Source organism: Kitasatospora sp. NPDC004615 (assembly GCF_042873545.1).
In the GTDB taxonomy this organism is placed as follows: domain Bacteria; phylum Actinomycetota; class Actinomycetes; order Streptomycetales; family Streptomycetaceae; genus Kitasatospora.
Genome location: NZ_JBIALQ010000003.1, coordinates 346,067 through 362,991 on the forward strand (window position 1 = coordinate 346,067; position 16,925 = coordinate 362,991).

The 16,925-nt window shown below is 73.4% G+C and carries 14 protein-coding genes; 3 read left to right on the forward strand and 11 right to left on the reverse strand.

All coding sequences use genetic code 11. The features are described from left to right. Positions 1-83 precede the first annotated feature (83 nt). The 3 genes from ACFYS8_RS12725 to purD all read right to left on the reverse strand — a co-directional run bounded on the left by ACFYS8_RS12725 (position 84) and on the right by purD (position 4,946). A complete protein-coding gene (locus ACFYS8_RS12725) occupies positions 84-1,628 on the reverse strand; it encodes a N,N-dimethylformamidase beta subunit family domain-containing protein (protein WP_387639701.1) in 1,545 nt (514 codons plus the stop codon). Positions 1,629-1,779: 151 nt separating this feature from the next. After that, positions 1,780-3,270, reverse strand: a complete 1,491-nt coding sequence (locus tag ACFYS8_RS12730) for a hypothetical protein (RefSeq protein ID WP_387639703.1) — start codon at positions 3,268-3,270, stop codon at positions 1,780-1,782. 431 nt (positions 3,271-3,701) lie between these two features. Beyond that, complete coding sequence (gene purD / locus ACFYS8_RS12735) at positions 3,702-4,946, reverse strand: phosphoribosylamine--glycine ligase (RefSeq protein ID WP_387639706.1); 1,245 nt, start codon at positions 4,944-4,946, stop codon at positions 3,702-3,704. A 429-nt stretch (positions 4,947-5,375) separates the two neighbouring features. Between purD and ACFYS8_RS12740 the strand changes: the two genes are divergently transcribed. Further along, on the forward strand, positions 5,376-6,161 hold the full coding sequence (locus tag ACFYS8_RS12740) for an SLATT domain-containing protein (RefSeq protein WP_387639709.1): 786 nt from the start codon (positions 5,376-5,378) through the stop codon (positions 6,159-6,161). A gap of 126 nt (positions 6,162-6,287) precedes the next feature. Here the strand turns inward: ACFYS8_RS12740 and ACFYS8_RS12745 are convergent, their stop codons facing one another. The 3 genes from ACFYS8_RS12745 to ACFYS8_RS12755 all read right to left on the reverse strand — a co-directional run bounded on the left by ACFYS8_RS12745 (position 6,288) and on the right by ACFYS8_RS12755 (position 8,794). Next, entirely contained in the window at positions 6,288-6,938 is a 651-nt protein-coding gene (locus ACFYS8_RS12745; protein ID WP_387639712.1) for a hypothetical protein, read from the reverse strand. 43 nt (positions 6,939-6,981) lie between these two features. Next, on the reverse strand, positions 6,982-7,878 hold the full coding sequence (locus ACFYS8_RS12750) for a GntR family transcriptional regulator (protein WP_387639714.1): 897 nt from the start codon (positions 7,876-7,878) through the stop codon (positions 6,982-6,984). Positions 7,879-7,996: 118 nt separating this feature from the next. Then, on the reverse strand, positions 7,997-8,794 hold the full coding sequence (locus tag ACFYS8_RS12755; RefSeq protein WP_387639717.1) for a carbon-nitrogen family hydrolase: 798 nt from the start codon (positions 8,792-8,794) through the stop codon (positions 7,997-7,999). A gap of 159 nt (positions 8,795-8,953) precedes the next feature. On the opposite strand from ACFYS8_RS12755, the gene ACFYS8_RS12760 reads away from it, so the two are divergent. Then, positions 8,954-9,781, forward strand: a complete 828-nt coding sequence (locus ACFYS8_RS12760) for a maleylpyruvate isomerase family mycothiol-dependent enzyme (RefSeq protein ID WP_387639720.1) — start codon at positions 8,954-8,956, stop codon at positions 9,779-9,781. 31 nt (positions 9,782-9,812) lie between these two features. On the opposite strand, the gene ACFYS8_RS12765 is transcribed toward ACFYS8_RS12760, so the two are convergent. Beyond that, positions 9,813-11,156, reverse strand: coding sequence for an MFS transporter (locus ACFYS8_RS12765; RefSeq protein ID WP_387639723.1), 1,344 nt, complete (start codon positions 11,154-11,156; stop codon positions 9,813-9,815). A gap of 81 nt (positions 11,157-11,237) precedes the next feature. After that, positions 11,238-12,437 carry a M64 family metallopeptidase gene (locus ACFYS8_RS12770; protein ID WP_387640700.1) on the reverse strand — a complete coding sequence of 400 codons (1,200 nt, stop codon included), beginning with the start codon at positions 12,435-12,437 and terminating at the stop codon, positions 11,238-11,240. A 288-nt stretch (positions 12,438-12,725) separates the two neighbouring features. Between ACFYS8_RS12770 and ACFYS8_RS12775 the strand changes: the two genes are divergently transcribed. Then, positions 12,726-13,019: a helix-turn-helix domain-containing protein gene (locus tag ACFYS8_RS12775; RefSeq protein WP_387639725.1), complete on the forward strand. Its 294-nt coding sequence runs from the start codon at positions 12,726-12,728 to the stop codon at positions 13,017-13,019. 61 nt (positions 13,020-13,080) lie between these two features. Here ACFYS8_RS12775 and ACFYS8_RS12780 read toward each other — a convergent pair whose 3' ends face one another. The 3 genes from ACFYS8_RS12780 to pdhA are packed head-to-tail and all read right to left on the reverse strand — an operon-like array spanning position 13,081 to position 16,653. Next, positions 13,081-14,517 (reverse strand): dihydrolipoamide acetyltransferase family protein, encoded by a 1,437-nt coding sequence (locus ACFYS8_RS12780; RefSeq protein ID WP_387639727.1) that lies wholly within the window; start codon positions 14,515-14,517, stop codon positions 13,081-13,083. Positions 14,518-14,530: 13 nt separating this feature from the next. Beyond that, positions 14,531-15,505, reverse strand: a complete 975-nt coding sequence (locus ACFYS8_RS12785; RefSeq protein WP_387639730.1) for an alpha-ketoacid dehydrogenase subunit beta — start codon at positions 15,503-15,505, stop codon at positions 14,531-14,533. Further along, a complete protein-coding gene (gene pdhA, locus ACFYS8_RS12790) occupies positions 15,505-16,653 on the reverse strand; it encodes a pyruvate dehydrogenase (acetyl-transferring) E1 component subunit alpha (RefSeq protein WP_387639732.1) in 1,149 nt (382 codons plus the stop codon). The genes ACFYS8_RS12785 and pdhA overlap by 1 nt, the downstream gene beginning before the upstream one ends. Positions 16,654-16,925: the final 272 nt, after the last annotated feature.

Genomic DNA, 16,925 nt, shown 5'->3' on the forward strand with positions numbered 1-16,925 from the left:
TCCTCACAGCTGGGGGGCTCTGCTGCGGGGAGTCTTTCATGCGTACGAGGCAGGGGGCGGGTGCGGCCCCGCTCAGCACCAGGTCAGGGACGGGTGCGGCCTTCCTTGCAGAGCCGGTCGAGCAGGTTGGCGGTGGCCTTCTGGATCCGTTCGTCGGTGTGCCCGGGCCGGTCCAGCGCGGGCGACCAGGCGAACGTCCCGGATGCGAAGACGTACGCGCCGCTGGGCGCCCGGTACAGCGAGGTCTCCTGGTGGGTGAGCCGGCCGGCGGCGTCCCGGTACGGGGAGTGCGCCAGCAGGGTGCGTTCGGTGCAGGCGGGCAGCGCGACCTTCGGGTAGTAGCGGTCGGCCTCCCCCGCGACCAGGCCGGGCAGCTCCTCGCCCTCCTCCAGGCCGGTGCCCTCCCACAGCCAGTGCGAGGTGTTCCGGGCCACCAGCGGCACCGGCGTGGGCACGCTGCCCGCGTACTGGATGCCCAGCAGGTGCTGCTCGGGCTCCCCCGCGTCGCGCCAGAGCGCGCTCGCCGAACCCGCCGGGCCGGCCGCGGGGTGGTCGGCACCGACCTTCTGCCGCTTGCGGCAGTTCAGCAGCCGGGACGGCTCGCCGTTCGGGCCGGCCGTCAGCTCGACCCGCCAGTACAGCGAATTGGCGGACAGGAACACCAGCGAGGTGCCGCCGTCCCGGGCCCGCTCGACGGCCCGCCGCATCGGCTCCGACCAGTACTCGTCGTGCCCGGGGAACACCATCGCCTTGTACCGCTCGGCGTTGACCAGCCCGGCGTGAAGGTCTGTGGCGGTGGCGTAGCCCAGGTCGTAGCCGTACCGCTCGGCCCAGCGGATGAAGTCGTACGCGTGCCCGACGTGCAGCGGCAGCCCGGCCCCGGCGTGCGGCCGGTCGAAGGAGACGGTGACCGCCGCCTCCTCCTCGCGCACCAGCCGCCCCGCCGCGTCCCAAGCGTGGTAGAGGCTGGCCCCGAGGTGCCCGTCCTCCGGGAACAGGTTGTACGCCTGCCAGGTCACGTCCGGCAGCACCAGCAGCAGCTCCGCCGCGTTGAAGTCCCGGACGGTGAACGGGATGTGGCTGCGGTGCCCGCCGTCGGCGGTGGTCAGCACCGCGACGTACGCGCCGGGCCGCCAGTCCTGCGGGACCTGCAACCGCCAGGACTGCCACCAGTGGTGGCAGGAGACGGTGCGGTCGGCGACCATCGGGGCGGGCTGGACGAGACCGGCGATCAGCGGGCTGGAGGACACCTGGCGGGCGCCGTCACCGCCGTCGTGGCCGATCCGGTAGACGTCGACCTGGAACTCCTGCGGCGGGTGGACCGTCACCCGGAGATCCACCGAACCGCCCGGCCGGACCACGCCCGAGGACGCGAACCCCTTGATCTGCTGCCGCACGTCGTCGGAGTTGCTCGGACCGCTCACCGCGGGCCGCGGCGGCCGGGCCGCGCCTTCCAGCGGCCGCTGCCCCGGGGCGTCCACGCTGACGTACCAGGGCACCGCGCCCTCGCCGTCCGCCAGGTAGTGGTCGGGGCTGCGCAGCCACGGCAGCGGGCCCTGGCCGAACGGATCGGACACCCCGTGCGCCAGCGTGCCGGACTCCCACCGGCGGTTGGATTCCGTTCCCACACGCCCTCCCCACCCTTGCGCATCCGCCGAGGGTGGCAATTGCCATGCGGATGTGCGTGCGGACCAGCACACCACAGGTTGCTGGCGCAGTGTCACCACACCGTAGCAATTTGTATCGGCGAAACCGGGTTTTCCGGGATCTTTCGGAAATTCATCCGGAAAGCCGCACCGGTCGCTCCAGTCGCACCCCGGCCCGCTCCAGCCAGGACCGCAGCGGGCCGTCCTGCCCGGCCTCCGCGGCGGCCGTCACCGCCGGGGACAGAGCGGCTCTCGGTGCCGCGCGGGACAGCAGGACCGGGCCGTCCAGCCAGTCCAGGCCCGGGCTCGCGGTGCCCGCGTCCACCGCGGCGCAGCAGACGGTGGCGGTGAGGTGCTCGACCAGCAGGTCGCGTCCGCTGCGCACGGGAGGCAAGGGGGGCGCGACCTCGGCGGCGCGCGCCACCCTTCCCGCCAGTGCGGCCGCCAGGGTCTCGGACTCCCCGGCCGCCAGCCGGGCGAGCAGTTTGTCCAGCGCGGGGCCGGTGTGCGGGTGGTCGTCGCCGAGGGCGCTCTGCAGGGCTGCGGCGCTCTCCCGCCAGCCGTGGTCGACCACCTGCTCCGGGTAGTCCTCCCAGTCCAGCGGCTGCCAGCCGCCGGGCGGCTCCTCGTGCAGCAGTTCGGCGGCCAGCCGGGACACCCGGGTGTCCACCAGGCCGGGCTCCTCCAGCAGGTCGCAGGCGGGGCGGTCGCCGAGCCGGCTCCCGTAGCCGTCGGCGAGCCGGTCGCGGCGGGAGAGCTCGGTGAGCGCGGCGACCACGCCGGCGTTCAGGTGCGAGGGGTGCCGGCCGAGCCGCCAGGCGGGCAGCGCGACCCGGGTGAGCAGCCGGTCCCAGCCCGCGTAGGCCAGGCCGACCTGCTCCTGGGCGGCGATCCGCAGCCCGTAGTCGACGGCCTTGGCCTGCTCGGAGGCCCAGGCGGCGACGGCGTGCTCCAGCTCGGCGGAGTGCTCGCGGCAGGCGCCCAGCAGGTGCCGGTCGACCCGGCCGACCAGCGCGGCGGGGCCGCGGTGCCGGTCGCCGAGCGCGGCGTCCAGGGTGCGCAGCCAGCGGCGGGCGGCGGCGATGTCCGGATCGGCGGCGGCCGCGGTGCCGGCCACCACGGGGGCCAGCAGGGCGCGCAGCTCGCCGGCCCGCATCCACCACAGGAACGGGGAGCCGATCACCAGCACCGGCGCGCCGGGCGCGGCCCGCCGGCCGGGCCGGTGCGGCTCCTCCAGCCAGCTGTCGCAGTCGGGGGTGAGCGCGATCGCGCCGGGCGCCGGAACGTCCAGCCGGTCGGCGAGCTCCTCGATCAGCCGGTAGAGCTCCGGCGCGTCCGCCCTGGTCAGCGGCACGGCGGGGGTGACCGGGGGGACGGCCCGGCGGTGCGCGCGGGCCACCATGGCGGCCAGCAGCAGCGTCAGCGCGGCGACCGCGCAGACCGCCCAGCGGATGCCGTCCCACAGGGGCGCGTCCGGCGACCCGGGGGCGCCTATCCGTCCGGTGAACCGCCCGGCCAGCAGCACCACCGCGCAGGCGGCGGGCAGCGCGGCGGCGGCCACGGCCCGTCCGCGCAGACGCAGGACGGCCCGGGCTCGTGCGCGTGCGGTGTCCACTGCAGCCATCGCCGCGGCACCCCCTTCGCAGCCGACTCGACTCGATCAATTCCGGTACGGGAAGCGGCGGGTGCCGAACCCGGTGGTACGACTCGCGTGGCGCTTTCCTGCCAGTCTCGACGCCCCGGTACGGGCGGGTGTTCCGGAACTTCCGGGAGACCACCCGTCCTGGTGACACCGCGGCGGGACCCGCCACCGCTCCCAGCATCCCCCGGGCGCGTCATGGCGACGAGCCGCGCCCGCGCCGGCGCCCCCGCCCCTGCACGATGCAGCGCACCCTACGGCGCTCGCTCCGGCCCCGTCAGCGGGATGACCAACAGATCACCCGAAGGACTGCTTTTTCGGCGTGCGGCCCGCTCCGCCCCGATCCCGGGAAACGCCGCGGGGCGCTGCGTCCGGACGGGTCGGTCCGGGCGCAGCGCCCCGCGGGTACTCCCTACTTACCGCGCGGCCTCGGCCGCGATGTCGGTGCGGTGCTGGGCGCCCTTGAAGGAGATCTTCGCCAGGCCCGCGTACGCCTTGGCCCGGGCCTCGGCGAGGTCCGCGCCGGTGGCGGTGACGGACAGCACCCGGCCGCCCGCGGTGAGCACCTCGCCGTCCGGGCCGCTCTTGGTACCGGCGTGCAGCACGAACGCGGTGCCGTCGGCCTCCGCCTCGTCCAGGCCCTCGATCGGGTCACCGGTGCGCGGGTTCGCCGGGTAGCCCTCGGACGCCAGCACCACGGTGACCGCGGCGTCCTCGTCCCAGCGCAGCGGCTCCAGCCCGGCCAGCGTGCCGTTGGCGGCGGCGAGCAGCACACCGGCCAGCGGGGTGCGCAGCCGGGCCAGCACGACCTGGGTCTCCGGGTCGCCGAAGCGGGCGTTGAACTCGATCACCCGGGTGCCGCGCGAGGTCAGCGCCAGGCCCGCGTACAGCAGACCGGAGAACGGGGTGCCGCGGCGGCGCAGTTCGTCGACGGTCGGCTGGAGAACCGTCTCCAGCACCTCCTCGACCAGGCCCTCGGGGGCCCACGGCAGCGGGGTGTAGGCGCCCATGCCACCGGTGTTGGGACCCTGGTCGCCGTCCAGCGCGCGCTTGAAGTCCTGCGCGGGCACCAGCGGCAGCACCGTGGTGCCGTCGGTGATCGCGAACAGCGACACCTCCGGGCCGTCCAGGTACTCCTCGATCACCACGCGGTCGCAGCCCTTGGCGTGCTCCAGCGCGGCGGCGCGGTCCTCGGTGACCACGACGCCCTTGCCGGCCGCCAGGCCGTCGTCCTTCACCACGTACGGGGCGCCGAACGCGTCCAGCGCCTCGGCGGCCTCCTGCTCGGTGGTGCACACGTAGGACCGCGCGGTCGGGACGCCGGCCCCGGCCATCACGTCCTTCGCGAAGGCCTTGGAGCCTTCCAGCTGCGCGGCCTCGGCACTCGGGCCGAACACCGGGATGCCGGCCGCCCGCAGCGGGTCGGCGACACCGGCCACCAGCGGAGCCTCCGGGCCGACCACCACCAGGTCGGCGCCCAGCTCACGGGCCAGCGCGGTGACCGCGGCGCCGTCCAGCTGGTCGACCGGGTGCAGGGTGGCCACCCGCGCGATCCCGGCGTTGCCCGGGGCACAGTGCAGCTCGGTGACGGCGGGATCTTGGGACAGGGAGCGGCACAGGGCGTGTTCGCGGGCGCCGCCGCCGATGACGAGGACCTTCACGAGTCGAGAGCCTAGTCGGTGGCCGGTTCCGCACCGTCGGCGGCACCGTCCGCGGCCCCGAATCCGGTGTGCCCGCCCACCAAAAGCAGCTGGCCTGTTCGAACAACCGCGCAGTCACACCGACCGCCCCCGTTCACCTCGCTCGGACGGGTGAAATCCGGCCGGGCAGCACAACCCTCCGACCTCGGCTTCCGGAGGTGAAATCACATAACGATCACTGCGGAAGCGCCCACACGGTCAGCCATTTGGCGGTAAGAAGTGCTGTTGGACAAGAACCCGGCCGCAGACCGGGCACGGCACCATGGGCGGCTCCGCCGAACTCGAGGTCCGCGCCGAAAACCCGATGTCCACGCCACTTCGATATTCCGAACCGTCAGTCCCGGTACCCGCCGGGCCTCCGCAGTCACCCCGCCACAGGGAGCGCCACAGGTGAGCCAGCCGGAAATGCAGCCCGAGGAGAGTCCTTGGGGCAAAGAGGTCGCCGACGACGACCAGAGCGCCCCCGGCTCCGGCGGACGGATCCCCACCCGCCGCCGCACCGACCTGAGCGCCCGTCAATTCCCGCTCGGCGACTGGGGCGAACCGGCCGAACGCCTCGAAGAGCTCTACCGCTGGTCGGAAGAACGCGCCGTCGAGGCCATCGAGTGGTACCGCCGCGACCGGGTCTGGAAGCGCCGCTGGGCCAGGCTGCTCCGCAAGGCCGCCGGCCTGTTCACCGTCGCCGGCGTCACCGCCCCGATCGTCTCCCTCACCGGCGTCCTCCCGCACGCCCTCGAATGGGGCTACGTCGGCCTCGCGCTCGCCGCCGCCTCGCTGGCCGCCGACCGCGCGTTCGGACTCACCTCCGGCTGGATGCGCGACGTCTCCACCTCGCAGGCACTCCAGCGCCGCCTGGAAGCCTTCCAGTTCGACTGGGCCTCGGAATGCGTCCGGGAAGTCCTCGGCCCCACCGAAGGCACCGCCGGCGAGGCCGCCGAACGCTGCCTCGGCGTGCTGCGGCGCTTCTGCGAGGACGTCTCCGAGATGGTCCGCACCGAGACCTCCGAGTGGATGCTCGAATTCCGCGCCGGCATGACCCAGCTGCCCACCCAGACCCCGGGCAGCTGGGGCGGCCGCAACGAGGTTGGCACCGGCGCACAGGTCCGCGTCCTGCCGCCGCCGGGCACCAGGCCCACCATGCCGCGACAGCGTCCCCCGGAGGGGCCCCTGCGCTGACCTTCGCGACAAGCGCGGGCCGATCCGCAAGGTCGCACGCACGTGCAAGTCATTGTCCTGCGGCGCGATCTTGCGGTCGTGTGCGTTCCCCTTCGCGCAGTTCCTCGCGCCCCTGGTGGCTCCCTCTCAGGCGAAGACGATCATCGAGGACTGGGAGACGCTGCGGGCCGCCGCCGAGTACAGGCCGGCCCAGGCGTGGCGCTCCCTTGCGAAGGGGTGCTGGAAGTCGTCGATCGGGGGGCCGAAGGGCTGTTCCAGTTGGGTGGGGCCCAGGGGGCGGGTGGGGGCCGGGGGGTTGAGCGGGTCGATGCCCAGCAGGGGGGCGACGGCCTGGAGTTCGCGGAGCAGGCCGTACGAGGAGCCCAACGGGCCGCCTGCGGCGAGGAGTTCGTCGGCGACCAGCGGGACGGCGAAGTCCACCGGGACGTATGCCCCGGCGTGGTCGAAGTGCCAGACCAGGTGCGACTGTTCGGCGGTGGCCTCGAACATCTCCAGGAGCTGTTCGTAGTCGCTGCCGAGTGCGTCCACCGGCGCCACCTCGAAGCCGGTGAGCCCCAGCAGGTAGGCGCGGCGCAGGAAGTGGAGCGAGTCGTAGTCGAACGCGGCTATCGTCTCGACGTCTCCGGAGAAGCCCGGTACGTAGGGGTTGACCGGGACGGGCGGCAGCCCGTGCTGGGCCAGCACTCCGTTGTAGCGGTCGAGGTCGTCCCGGAAGGGGTTTTCGGGGCTGTACGTGAGCACGTCCACGAGCGGGACGAGCCAGAGGTCGCAGGCCATGGGCCGGCTCATCCTCTCGGTGGCGGGGCAATGGGCCCCAACCCTACCGGCCCGTGGCGGGCTCGCCGCGCCCCGGGCGGAAGGACCGGGTGAACCGGCCGGGCGGGACGACCCGGGGCAGTGGGACCCGGCCCAATACGACGGCGCCGTGGGGCGGTTGGGGGGCGTCCTCGCCCTTCTCGGGGGCGGCTGACGGCGCGTCGGCCGGGGCCGGTTCGCGCAGCAGTCGCATGACGGAGACACCGTCGAGGGTCCGGTCGAGCAGCCTGGCGAGCAGTTCGATGGTGAACAGGTTGTAGTGGTTGACGAGCCGTCGGGCGCCGTCGTGGTCGCGGTCCTCGATCCGGTCGACGAGGTCGCCGTGCCGGTCCCAGCAGACGCCGGCCAGTTCGCCGGCGGCACGCAGGTGGGGAGCGGCGAACATCCAGGACTGGACGCGCAGCCAGCCGAGGTAGTCGGCGATCCGCTCGTTGCACAGGATGGCCGCGGCCTCCTGCCAGAACCGCAGGTCGCAGCCGACCAGGACGTCGAGGTGGCCGGCCCGGGCGGCGCGGGTGGCGGCGTCGGCGCGGCGGCGCAGCGAGACGGTCCGGGTCCAGTCGTAGGGGTGTTCCCGGTTGCCGAGGTGGCGCAGCGCGTTGTCGGTGAGCAGCGCCCGGGCTTCGAAGATCTCCAGGTAGTCGTCCCAGTCGAACTCGGGGACGGTGAAGCCGCGGTGGGGTTCGCTGACCAGCATTCCCTGGGCGGAGAGGTCGACCAGGGCTTCCCGGGCGGGGGTGGCGGAGACGCCGTAGATTTCGGCGATCTCCTTGACGGTGAAGTTACGGCCGGCGGGCAGCCGGCCGCACATCATCTCGTCGCGCAGGGCGTCGGCGATCTGTTCGCGGAGACTGTTGCGCCGGATCAGGGCGCGGCCGCTCCCGGCTCCCGCAGCGTTCATCGCCGCTCCCCCCTATCCGGGCCGTGCCGATCGCGGCCGGGCCCAGCTCCCCAAAACGGGCACAGATTACCCCGGAATGGTCAATCCGGACCAAGGTACGGCGATGTGCGGCGAAATGTCAGCGTTGTACGGGTGCCGGGATTCCGAGCAGCCGGTCCCGGTGGACGGGGAACTCGGCGCGGCTCCTGGCGACTTCGGCGGGGTCGAATTCGACGGTGAGCACCTGCTCGTCCGGTCCGGCCTCGGCGAGCACCCGGCCCCACGGGTCGACGACCAGGCTGCGGCCGGCCTGTTCGACGCCGCCGTGGGTGCCGGCGGTGTTGCAGGCCAGCACGTAGGCCTGTTCCTCGACGGCGCGGGCGCGGGCCAGCAGGTTCCAGTGCTCGGCACGCCGGGCGGGCCAGGCGGCGGGGATCACCAGCAGTTCGGCGTCGGCGTCCAGCAGCGCCCGGAACAGTTCGGGGAAGCGCAGGTCGTAGCAGGTGGCCAGGCCCAGGGTGGCGAAGCCGGCGTCCGCAGTGACGATCTCCTGGCCGGCGCCCATCACGACGGCCTCGCCGGCGTCGAAGCCGAAGCGGTGGATCTTGCGGTAGGTGCGGACCAGTTCGCCGTCGGGGGCGAACAGCAGCGAGGTGTTGTAGATCGGCCCGTCGGGGTCGCGTTCGACGATCGAGCCTGCGTGCAGCCAGCAGCCGACCGCCCGGGCGGCGGCGGACATCGTGTCGGCGGTGGGCCCGTCGAGCGGTTCGGCGCCGTCCGACCAGGCGTCGTAGGCGAAGCCGCCGACCGGCCACAACTCGGGCAGCACGACCAGGTCGGCGCCGTCCTGGGCGCGGACCAGCGCCGCGGCCCTGGCCCGCCGCTCGGCGGCCGGCTCGGCGTCCGAGACCGCGAGTTGGATCAATGAAGCGCGCACAGTACCACCGTCCACGACAAGAGTCCTACGATCGTCACCCGAAAGCGCTGCCCTGCTCTCACCCGGCAGCGTAACGTGCCGTATGCGCGTCCGTGCGGAGGTCTCGGCAGCCCGGGCGACGTGGGACGACGCAAGCCGACGGAGGGGCCGGAGATACCCGTGACGGACAACCAGACCGTGCAGGCGTACACCGATGCGTGGACGCAGTCGATCGAGTCCATATCCGAGCTGCTCGCCCCGTTGCCGACCGACGCGTGGAACCGGGCCACCGAGTGCCCGGGCTGGTCGGTGCGCGACGTGGTGTCGCACATCATCGGCGTCGAGTCGGAGATGCTCGGCGACCCGCGGCCGATCCACGCGCTGCCGCGCGACCTGCCGCACGTCCGCAACGATTTCACCCGCTACATGGAGCTGCCGGTCGACAAGCGCCGCTGCTGGACCGCCGTGGAGATCACCAGCGAGCTGGAGTACACGGTGATCCGCCGCTCCCGGGCGCTGCGCAACTCCCGCCACGGCGCGGAGGACCTGGTGCGCTGGCCGGCCGGCCCGCTGGCCCGGGAGCTCCCGTACGCGACGGTGCTGCGGCTGCGCGCCTTCGACGTCTGGGTGCACGAGCAGGACCTGCGCCGGGCGCTGCAGGAGCCCGGCAACCTGGACTCCCCGGCGGCCCTGGTGACGCGCGACCTGCTGATCGACTCGCTGCCGAAGCAGGTGGCCAAGGAGGCGGGCGCGCCGATCGGCAGCACCGTGGTGTTCGACGTGGCGGGCGCGATGCCGTTCCAGCGCACCGTACGGGTCGGTGCGCACGGCCGGGGCACCGTGGACGAGTCGGTGGAGCCGGCCCCGGACGTGCGGCTGGCGATGGACTGGCAGACCTTCGTCCGGCTGTGCTGCGGCCGGGTCCGCGCGGAGACGGCGCTGGTGAACGTGATCGGCGACCAGGAGCTGGGCATGCGGGTGCTCGCCCATCTGACGAGCACCCCCTGACCCGTACGACCCTGCCGGGCGGACAGGCCCCTCAGGCTGCGGCCAGCTTGCGCCGCAGCCGCAGGATCATCGCCGTCCCGAGCAGCAGCGGCACCAGCTGGAAGCAGAACGCCAGCTGGTAGGCGTGCGCGCCGTAGCTGTCGCTGCCCGGGTCGGCCAGCGCGTCCAGCAGGACGCCGATGCCCAGCAGGGTGATCATCGAGCCGATGAAGCCGCCCATGTTGGCGATGCCGGACGCGGTGCCCATCCGCTCCGGCGGGTTGTGCGCGCGGGCGTAGTCGAGGCCGATCAGCGAGGCCGGGCCGTTGCTGCCCATCACCAGCACCAGCACCACCAGCAGCCAGAGCGGCGGGTGGCCGTGCGGCCAGGCGAGGGTGACGGTCCAGCAGAGCGCCGTGGCGCCCAGCACCGTGAAGGTGACGGGCAGCCGCAGCGCGGCCGAGCGGGAGAGCAGCCGGCCGAACAGCAGGCCGAACGCCATGCTGCTGAGCACCAGCAGGCTGAGCAGGCCGCCCGCGCCGGCCCGGGACATGCCCTGGCCCTCGACCAGGTAGGGCAGCCCCCACAGCAGGCCGAACGCGTTCGCCGGGAACGCCGTGGTGAAGTGCACCCACAGGCCGAGCCGGGTGCCGGGCTCGGACCAGGCGGCCCGGATCAGCCGCCCGACCGGCAGCCGGCCGCCCTCCCGCGGCACCGGCGCGGGCACCCCGGGCGGAGCCTCCCGCAGCAGGGCCAGCACGGCGACGAAGACCAGCACGCCGGTCACCGCGATGGCGCCGAAGGTGGTGCGCCAGCCGGCCGTGTGCAGGGCCTGCGCGAGCACCACGGTGGTGAACAGGTTGCCGCCCATGCCGGCCAGGCCGGTGAGCTGGGCGACGAACGGGTTGCGGGCGGCCGGGAACCAGCGGATGGCGAGCCGCAGCACGCTGATGAAGGTCATCGCGTCGCCGCAGCCGATCACCGCGCGGGAGGCCAGCGCGGGCCCGAACGCGGTGGAGAACGCGAACGCCAACTGGCCGGCGCTCATCAGCGCCACGCCCAGCAGCAGCACCCGGCGCGGGCCGATCCGGTCGACCAGCAGGCCGACCGGGATCTGCATCCCGGCGTACACCAGGACCTGAAGGATCGAGAAGGTGGACAGGACGGAGGCGCCGATGCCGAACCGGGCGGCGGCGTCCAGGCCGGCCACGCCGAGGCTGGTGCGGTGCACCACGGCGAGGACGTAGACGCTGACGCCGACCGACCAGGCGAACCAGGCGGCGCGGCCGCCGGGCGGGTGCGGGAACGCGGACCGGGGGGCCGCTCGGGGGTCGGTGGCGGGACGGGGAGCGGGTACGGACAGGGACGGTGCGGTGGGGGCGGGGTCCACGCTCATAGTGGAACCAGGCTAGTCATCCCATCACCTGACCTTTTGGTCAGGGTACGAACCTGGCGGGAACCCGCCGCGCGGCTCCGCTCAGTCGGTGATCGTCCAGCTCACCGTCCGGGTCATGTACTGGGCGCGGAACGCCTCGTCGCGCACCCAGTCGGTGGTGTCCTGGACGGTCGCGGTGACGGTGTGCCGGTGACCGGGCGTCAGCGCGAGCGCGCCGGTGTCCAGCCAGGTGCCGTCCGCGGTGCCGGCGTCCACCGGCTTCCCGTCCAGCGACCAGGTGATCTGCAACTGGCGCGGGCCGGTCAGGGCCAGCGGCCGCACGTGCAGTTTGGGCCGGCCGGTCACCTGCCCGGCGGCCGGTTCGGGGTCGTCGGTGGGCTTCACCCGGCGGTACAGCTGCTCGATGATCGCCTCCCGGGACGGCAGGTTGTACGTCCCGCCGAGGGTGCGCATCACCGAGTCCTCGGTCGGCCGGTACAGCCCGTTCGCGCTGCGGAAGGCGCCCACCGGGCCGCCGCCGTCCGGGGAGACCGCGCCCAGCCAGCGCCACCACTTGACCTTCTCGCGCGCCATCTCCTCGGCGTCCACCGGGGAGAGGTTCGGGTAGTCCGGGTCGCTCGGGGCGGTGTCGTACTCGTCGCCCAGCAGGCCGACGGTGTGGCCGATCTCGTGCTGGATGATCCGCCCGGCGTCCGGGCTGCCGCCGGCCAGCGTGGTCACCCCGGTGCCGCCGGCCCCGCCGTACTCGGTCGAGTTGGCCAGCGCTATCAGGTACTGCGGGCCCTCGCCCTGCCCGGCCCAGCGGGCGGTGGCGTCCTCGTCCGCGCACAGCAGGCGGGCGGTGCCCTCGCACCAGAAGTGCATGCCCAGCGGGGTGACGGGCGACTTCCCGGCGCTCTCGCTCTCGGCTATCCCCGACACCGGGGACACCACATCCACCCGCCGTATGTTGAACAACCCCTGGTAGGTGCGGAACGGCTCGATGTCCAGCAGCGCGTGCCAGGCCCGGTCCGCCTGCTCGTGGAACAGCTGCAGCTGGGCCTCCGTGTAGCCGTCGCCCAGCAGCACCAGGGTGATCCGGTTGGCCGGATCGCCGGAGGTCCGCAGGTCCACGGCCGGCGCGCCGGGGGCCCGCAGGTCAGGACGGGCGGCAGGCGGGGCGGCCCGGTCCGGGCCCGGCAGCGGCGGGCCTATGACGGTGGACGGCGAGGGTAAGGCCAGCTCCACCACGACGGGCAGCACGGCGGCGGCGGCCAGCACCAGAGCGGCCGCGGAACGCATCACGGGGCCGGGAGCACCAGGCGGCATACGCGGGAATCCTCGCTGCGACGACACCCGGCCTGACTGCGCGGGTGGCTGGTCGCACAGACGTACCCATCGCGGTCCCCGGCCCGGCGCGGGCGGCGCGAAACTCCCTCGGGCGGCGTAATGCACGGCGCGCCCCGGGAGGGCCTCGAAAATCACCGGAGAATCACCGGACGAGAACGATCGGAGCAGTCAATTCCATATGCCCGCAGCGGAGTTGGAAACCGCGAACGATCCGCCGCCGGGCGGGATACCCTGCCGAACGTGAACCACCTGGGGGGAAAGGCGACGGACATGGAGATCGGGCCGGACACGGACCCACGCGGGGCATTCGGACAGGCCCTGCGGACACTTCGGCAGGGGGCCCGGCTCACCCAGCAGGAGCTGGCCGTCAAGGCGGGCCTGGGCATCCGCACGCTGTCCGACCTGGAACGCGGCACCGCCGGCCCGCGCCCGGCCACCGCCGCGCTGCTGTCCGCCGCGCTCGGCCTGGACCGGCCGGGCACCGAGGCCTTCCACACCCTGGCGCACGCCGCCTGGCGGACCGCCCGAGGGTAGGGTCCCTGAAAAACCGCCGGCCCCGCTCCGCGAACGGAACGGGGCCGGCGGCCGGGGCGGATCAGCCCCAGGTGATCAGGCGCTTCGGGTACTCCAGGATCGCGGCGACGTCCGCCAGCACCTTGGAGCCGAGCTCGCCGTCCACCATCCGGTGGTCGAAGGACAGCGCCAGCGTGGTGACCTGGCGCGGCACCACCTTGCCCTTGTGCACCCACGGCAGATCCCGCACCGCGCCGAAGGCCAGGATGGCGGCCTCGCCGGGGTTGAGGATCGGGGTGCCGGTGTCGACGCCGAACACGCCGACGTTGGTGATGGTGACGCTGCCGCCGGACATGTCCGCCGGGGAGGTCTTGCCCTGCCGCGCGGTCTCCACCAGCTCGCCGAGCGAGACGGCCAGCTGGGAGAGGGTCTTGGCGCCGGCGTCCTTGATGTTCGGGACGATCAGCCCGCGCGGGGTGGCCGCGGCGATGCCGAGGTTCACCGCGCCCCTGATCACGATCTCCTGGGCGGCCTCGTCCCAGCTGGCGTTGATCTCCGGGTGCCGCTTGATCGCGGTGAGCAGCGCCTTGGCGACCAGCAGCAGCGGGCTGACCCGCACCCCGGCGCCGAGTTCGCCGCTCTCCTTGAGCTTGCGCACCAGCTTCATCGTCCGGGTCACGTCGACCTGGACGAACTCGGTGACGTGCGGCGCGGTGAACGCCGAGGCCACCATCGCCTGCGCGGTGGCCTTGCGGACGCCCTTGACCGGGACCCGGACGTCCCCGGCGGCGCCGGCCACCGGAGTCACCGGAAGCCCAGCCTGCTCGGCGACCGACTCGGTCACCGGCGCGGCGGCCGGCTCGACGACCGTCTGGGCGGCGGTGGCGGCGGCGTGCACGTCCTCGCGGGTGACCACGCCGTTCGGGCCGGTGGGCCGCACGGTGCGCAGGTCGATGCCGAGGTCCTTGGCGAGCTTGCGCACCGGCGGCTTGGCCAGCGGGCGCTCGCCCTCCGCCACGAGGACCGCCGGAGCGACCGGGGCGGCCGGAGCGACGGGCGCGGGGGCAGCAACCGGAGCGGGGGCCGCGACGGGAGCCGCCGGGGCGGCGGCAGGCGCCGCGCCGTTGGTGCGGCGGGCCCGGCGCTGCACCGAACCGGTGCGCGGGCCGTAGCCGACCAGCACCTCGCGGCGCTCGGGCTCGGTCTCCGCGGCGGGCGCGGCAGCGGCGGCCGGAGCGGGAGCGGCCTCGGCCGGGGCGGCCCCGGCGACGGCCACCGCGATGATCGCGGTGCCGACGTCGACGGTGGCGCCCGCCGGGAAGTGCAGCGCCTCGACCACGCCGGTGAACGGGATCGGCAGCTCGACCGCGGCCTTGGCGGTCTCCACCTCGCAGACGACCTGCCCGTCGGTGACGGTGTCGCCCGGCTTGACGTACCAGGTGAGGATCTCGGCCTCGGTGAGTCCCTCGCCCACGTCGGGCATCTTGAACTCGCGGAGCGCGGTGGTTCCGTTGGTCATCTTCGTTCCCCGCTCAGTACGCGAGCGCGCGGTCGACGGCGTCGAGCACACGGTCGAGGTCGGGCAGGTAGGTCTCCTCGACCCGCGACGGCGGGTACGGGGCGTGGTAGCCGCCGACCCGCAGGATCGGCGCCTCCAGGTGGTAGAAGCAGCGCTCGGTGAGCCGGGCGGCGAGCTCCGCGCCCAGGCCGAGGAAGACCGGGGCCTCGTGCACGACGATGCCGCGGCCGGTGCGCTTGAGGGACTCCTCCAGGGTGGGGAAGTCGATCGGCGACAGCGAGCGCAGGTCGACGACCTCCAGCTGGCGGCCGTCCTCCTCGGCGGCCTTCGCGGCCTCCTGGCAGACCTTCACCATCGGCCCGTAGGCGATCAGCGTGGCGTCGGTGCCGGGCCGGACGATGCGCGCCGAGTGCAGCGGCAGCATCGGGTCCTCGCCGACCTCGCCCTTGTCCCAGTAGCGGCGCTTGGGCTCCAGGAAGATCACCGGGTCGTCCGACTCGATGGCCTGGCGCAGCATCCAGTGCGCGTCGTGCGCGTTGGACGGGCTGACCACCCGCAGGCCGGCGGTGTGCGCGAAGTACGCCTCGTGCGACTCGCTGTGGTGTTCCACCGCGCCGATGCCGCCGCCGAACGGGATGCGGACGGTGACCGGCATCTTGACGTGGCCGAGCGCGCGGGCGTGCATCTTGGCGAGCTGGGAGACGATCTGGTCGAAGGCCGGGTACACGAAGCCGTCGAACTGGATCTCCACCACCGGGCGGTAGCCGCGCAGCGCGAGGCCGATGGCGGTGCCCACGATGCCGGACTCGGCGAGCGGGGTGTCGATCACCCGGTCGTCGCCGAAGTCCTTCTGCAGGCCGTCGGTAATTCGGAAGACGCCGCCGAGCTTTCCGATGTCCTCGCCCATCAGGACGGTCTTCGGGTCGCTCTCCAGCGACTTGCGGAGCGCGTCGTTGAGCGCCTTGGCAATGCTGAGCTGACCGGCCATCAGTGGTGCTCCCCACCCTCGAAGGAGGCGGCGTACGCCTCGTACTCGGCGCGTTCCTCGTCCACCAGCGGGTGCTGCTCGGTGTAGACGTGGTCGAAGATCAGGGTCGGGTCCGGGTCCGGCATCGAGCGGACGCCCTCACGGACGCGCAGGCCCAGCTTCTCGCTCTCGGCCTCGACCTCGGCGAAGAACGCCTCGTCGGCGAGGCCCTCCTTCTCCAGGTGGGCCTTCAGCCGCAGGATCGGGTCCTTGGCCTTCCAGGACTCGGTCTCCTCGGTCTGCCGGTAGCGGGTCGGGTCGTCGGAGGTGGTGTGCGCGCCCATCCGGTAGGTGAACGCCTCGACCAGCACCGGGCCCTGGCCGGTACGGGCGTGGTCCAGCGCCCAGCGGGTGACCGCGAGGCAGGCCAGCACGTCGTTGCCGTCGACCCGGACGCCGGGGAAGCCGAAGCCGGAGGCGCGGCGGTACAGCGGGATGCGGGTCTGCACGGTGGTGGGCTCGGAGATCGCCCACTGGTTGTTCTGGCAGAAGAACACCACCGGCGAGTTGTAGACCGAGGCGAAGGTGAAGGCCTCGTTGACGTCGCCCTGGCTGGAGGCGCCGTCGCCGAAGTAGGCGATCACCGCGTCGTCCGCGCCGTCCTTGGTGATGCCCATCGCGTAGCCGGTGGCGTGCAGGGTCTGCGCGCCGATCACGATGGTGTAGAGGTGGAAGTTCTTCTCGTTCGGGTCCCAGCCGCCGTTGTTCACGCCGCGGAACATGCCGAGCAGGTTCAGCGGGTCGACGTCGCGGCACCAGGCCACGCCGTGCTCACGGTAGGTGGGGAAGGCGTAGTCGCCGGGACGCATCGCCCGGCCGGAGCCGACCTGGGCGGCTTCCTGGCCCAGCAGCGAGGCCCACAGGCCGAGTTCGCCCTGCCGCTGGAGTGAGGTGGCCTCGGCGTCGAAACGCCGCACCAGTACCAGGTCCCGGTAGAGCGCCCGCAGCTCCTCGGGTGTCACGGTGAGCGGGAAGTCCGGGTGCTCGACCCGGTCGCCCTCCGGGGTGAGCAGCTGGACGAGCTCCGGTGCTGCGGAGCCGGCACTGGCTTTGTCAGGGACGCCGGGGGCGGCCTTCTTGCGCGCCCTCGCCGTGCTTTTGACGGTCACGTTCACTCCCTCGGTCTGTCCGGCCGCCCGGGGTCGCCAGGTGGCCGGTCCGGTCGCCCTCCCGGCTCGCGCGCGTGGGTGTGCGCGCAGTACGGGCAGGCGGTGTTCCCTTTCCGACGGCGTCCCTCACGAGAACGTTACCCAGCGGCACCCCTTGGCGCTCTTGCGCTAGGACGTCCTAGTTGTTCTCCGGTGGGGAAACCGCCGATGTGACACGGCTAACCTCCCGGTCAGGACACCAGCGCACGGTATCCGGGCGCGGCCCGCTGCGA

Bases quoted from the DNA above. Each gene is read 5' to 3' on its own strand.
- ACFYS8_RS12730 (WP_387639703.1), bottom strand. From the start codon at position 3,270: ATGGCTGCAGTGGACACCGCACGCGCACGAGCCCGGGCCGTCCTGCGT.
- ACFYS8_RS12745 (WP_387639712.1), bottom strand. From the start codon at position 6,938: ATGGCCTGCGACCTCTGGCTCGTCCCGCTCGTGGACGTGCTCACGTAC.
- ACFYS8_RS12750 (WP_387639714.1), bottom strand. From the start codon at position 7,878: ATGAACGCTGCGGGAGCCGGGAGCGGCCGCGCCCTGATCCGGCGCAAC.
- ACFYS8_RS12765 (WP_387639723.1), bottom strand. From the start codon at position 11,156: ATGAGCGTGGACCCCGCCCCCACCGCACCGTCCCTGTCCGTACCCGCT.
- ACFYS8_RS12770 (WP_387640700.1), bottom strand. From the start codon at position 12,437: ATGCGTTCCGCGGCCGCTCTGGTGCTGGCCGCCGCCGCCGTGCTGCCC.
- ACFYS8_RS12780 (WP_387639727.1), bottom strand. From the start codon at position 14,517: ATGACCAACGGAACCACCGCGCTCCGCGAGTTCAAGATGCCCGACGTG.
- ACFYS8_RS12785 (WP_387639730.1), bottom strand. From the start codon at position 15,505: ATGGCCGGTCAGCTCAGCATTGCCAAGGCGCTCAACGACGCGCTCCGC.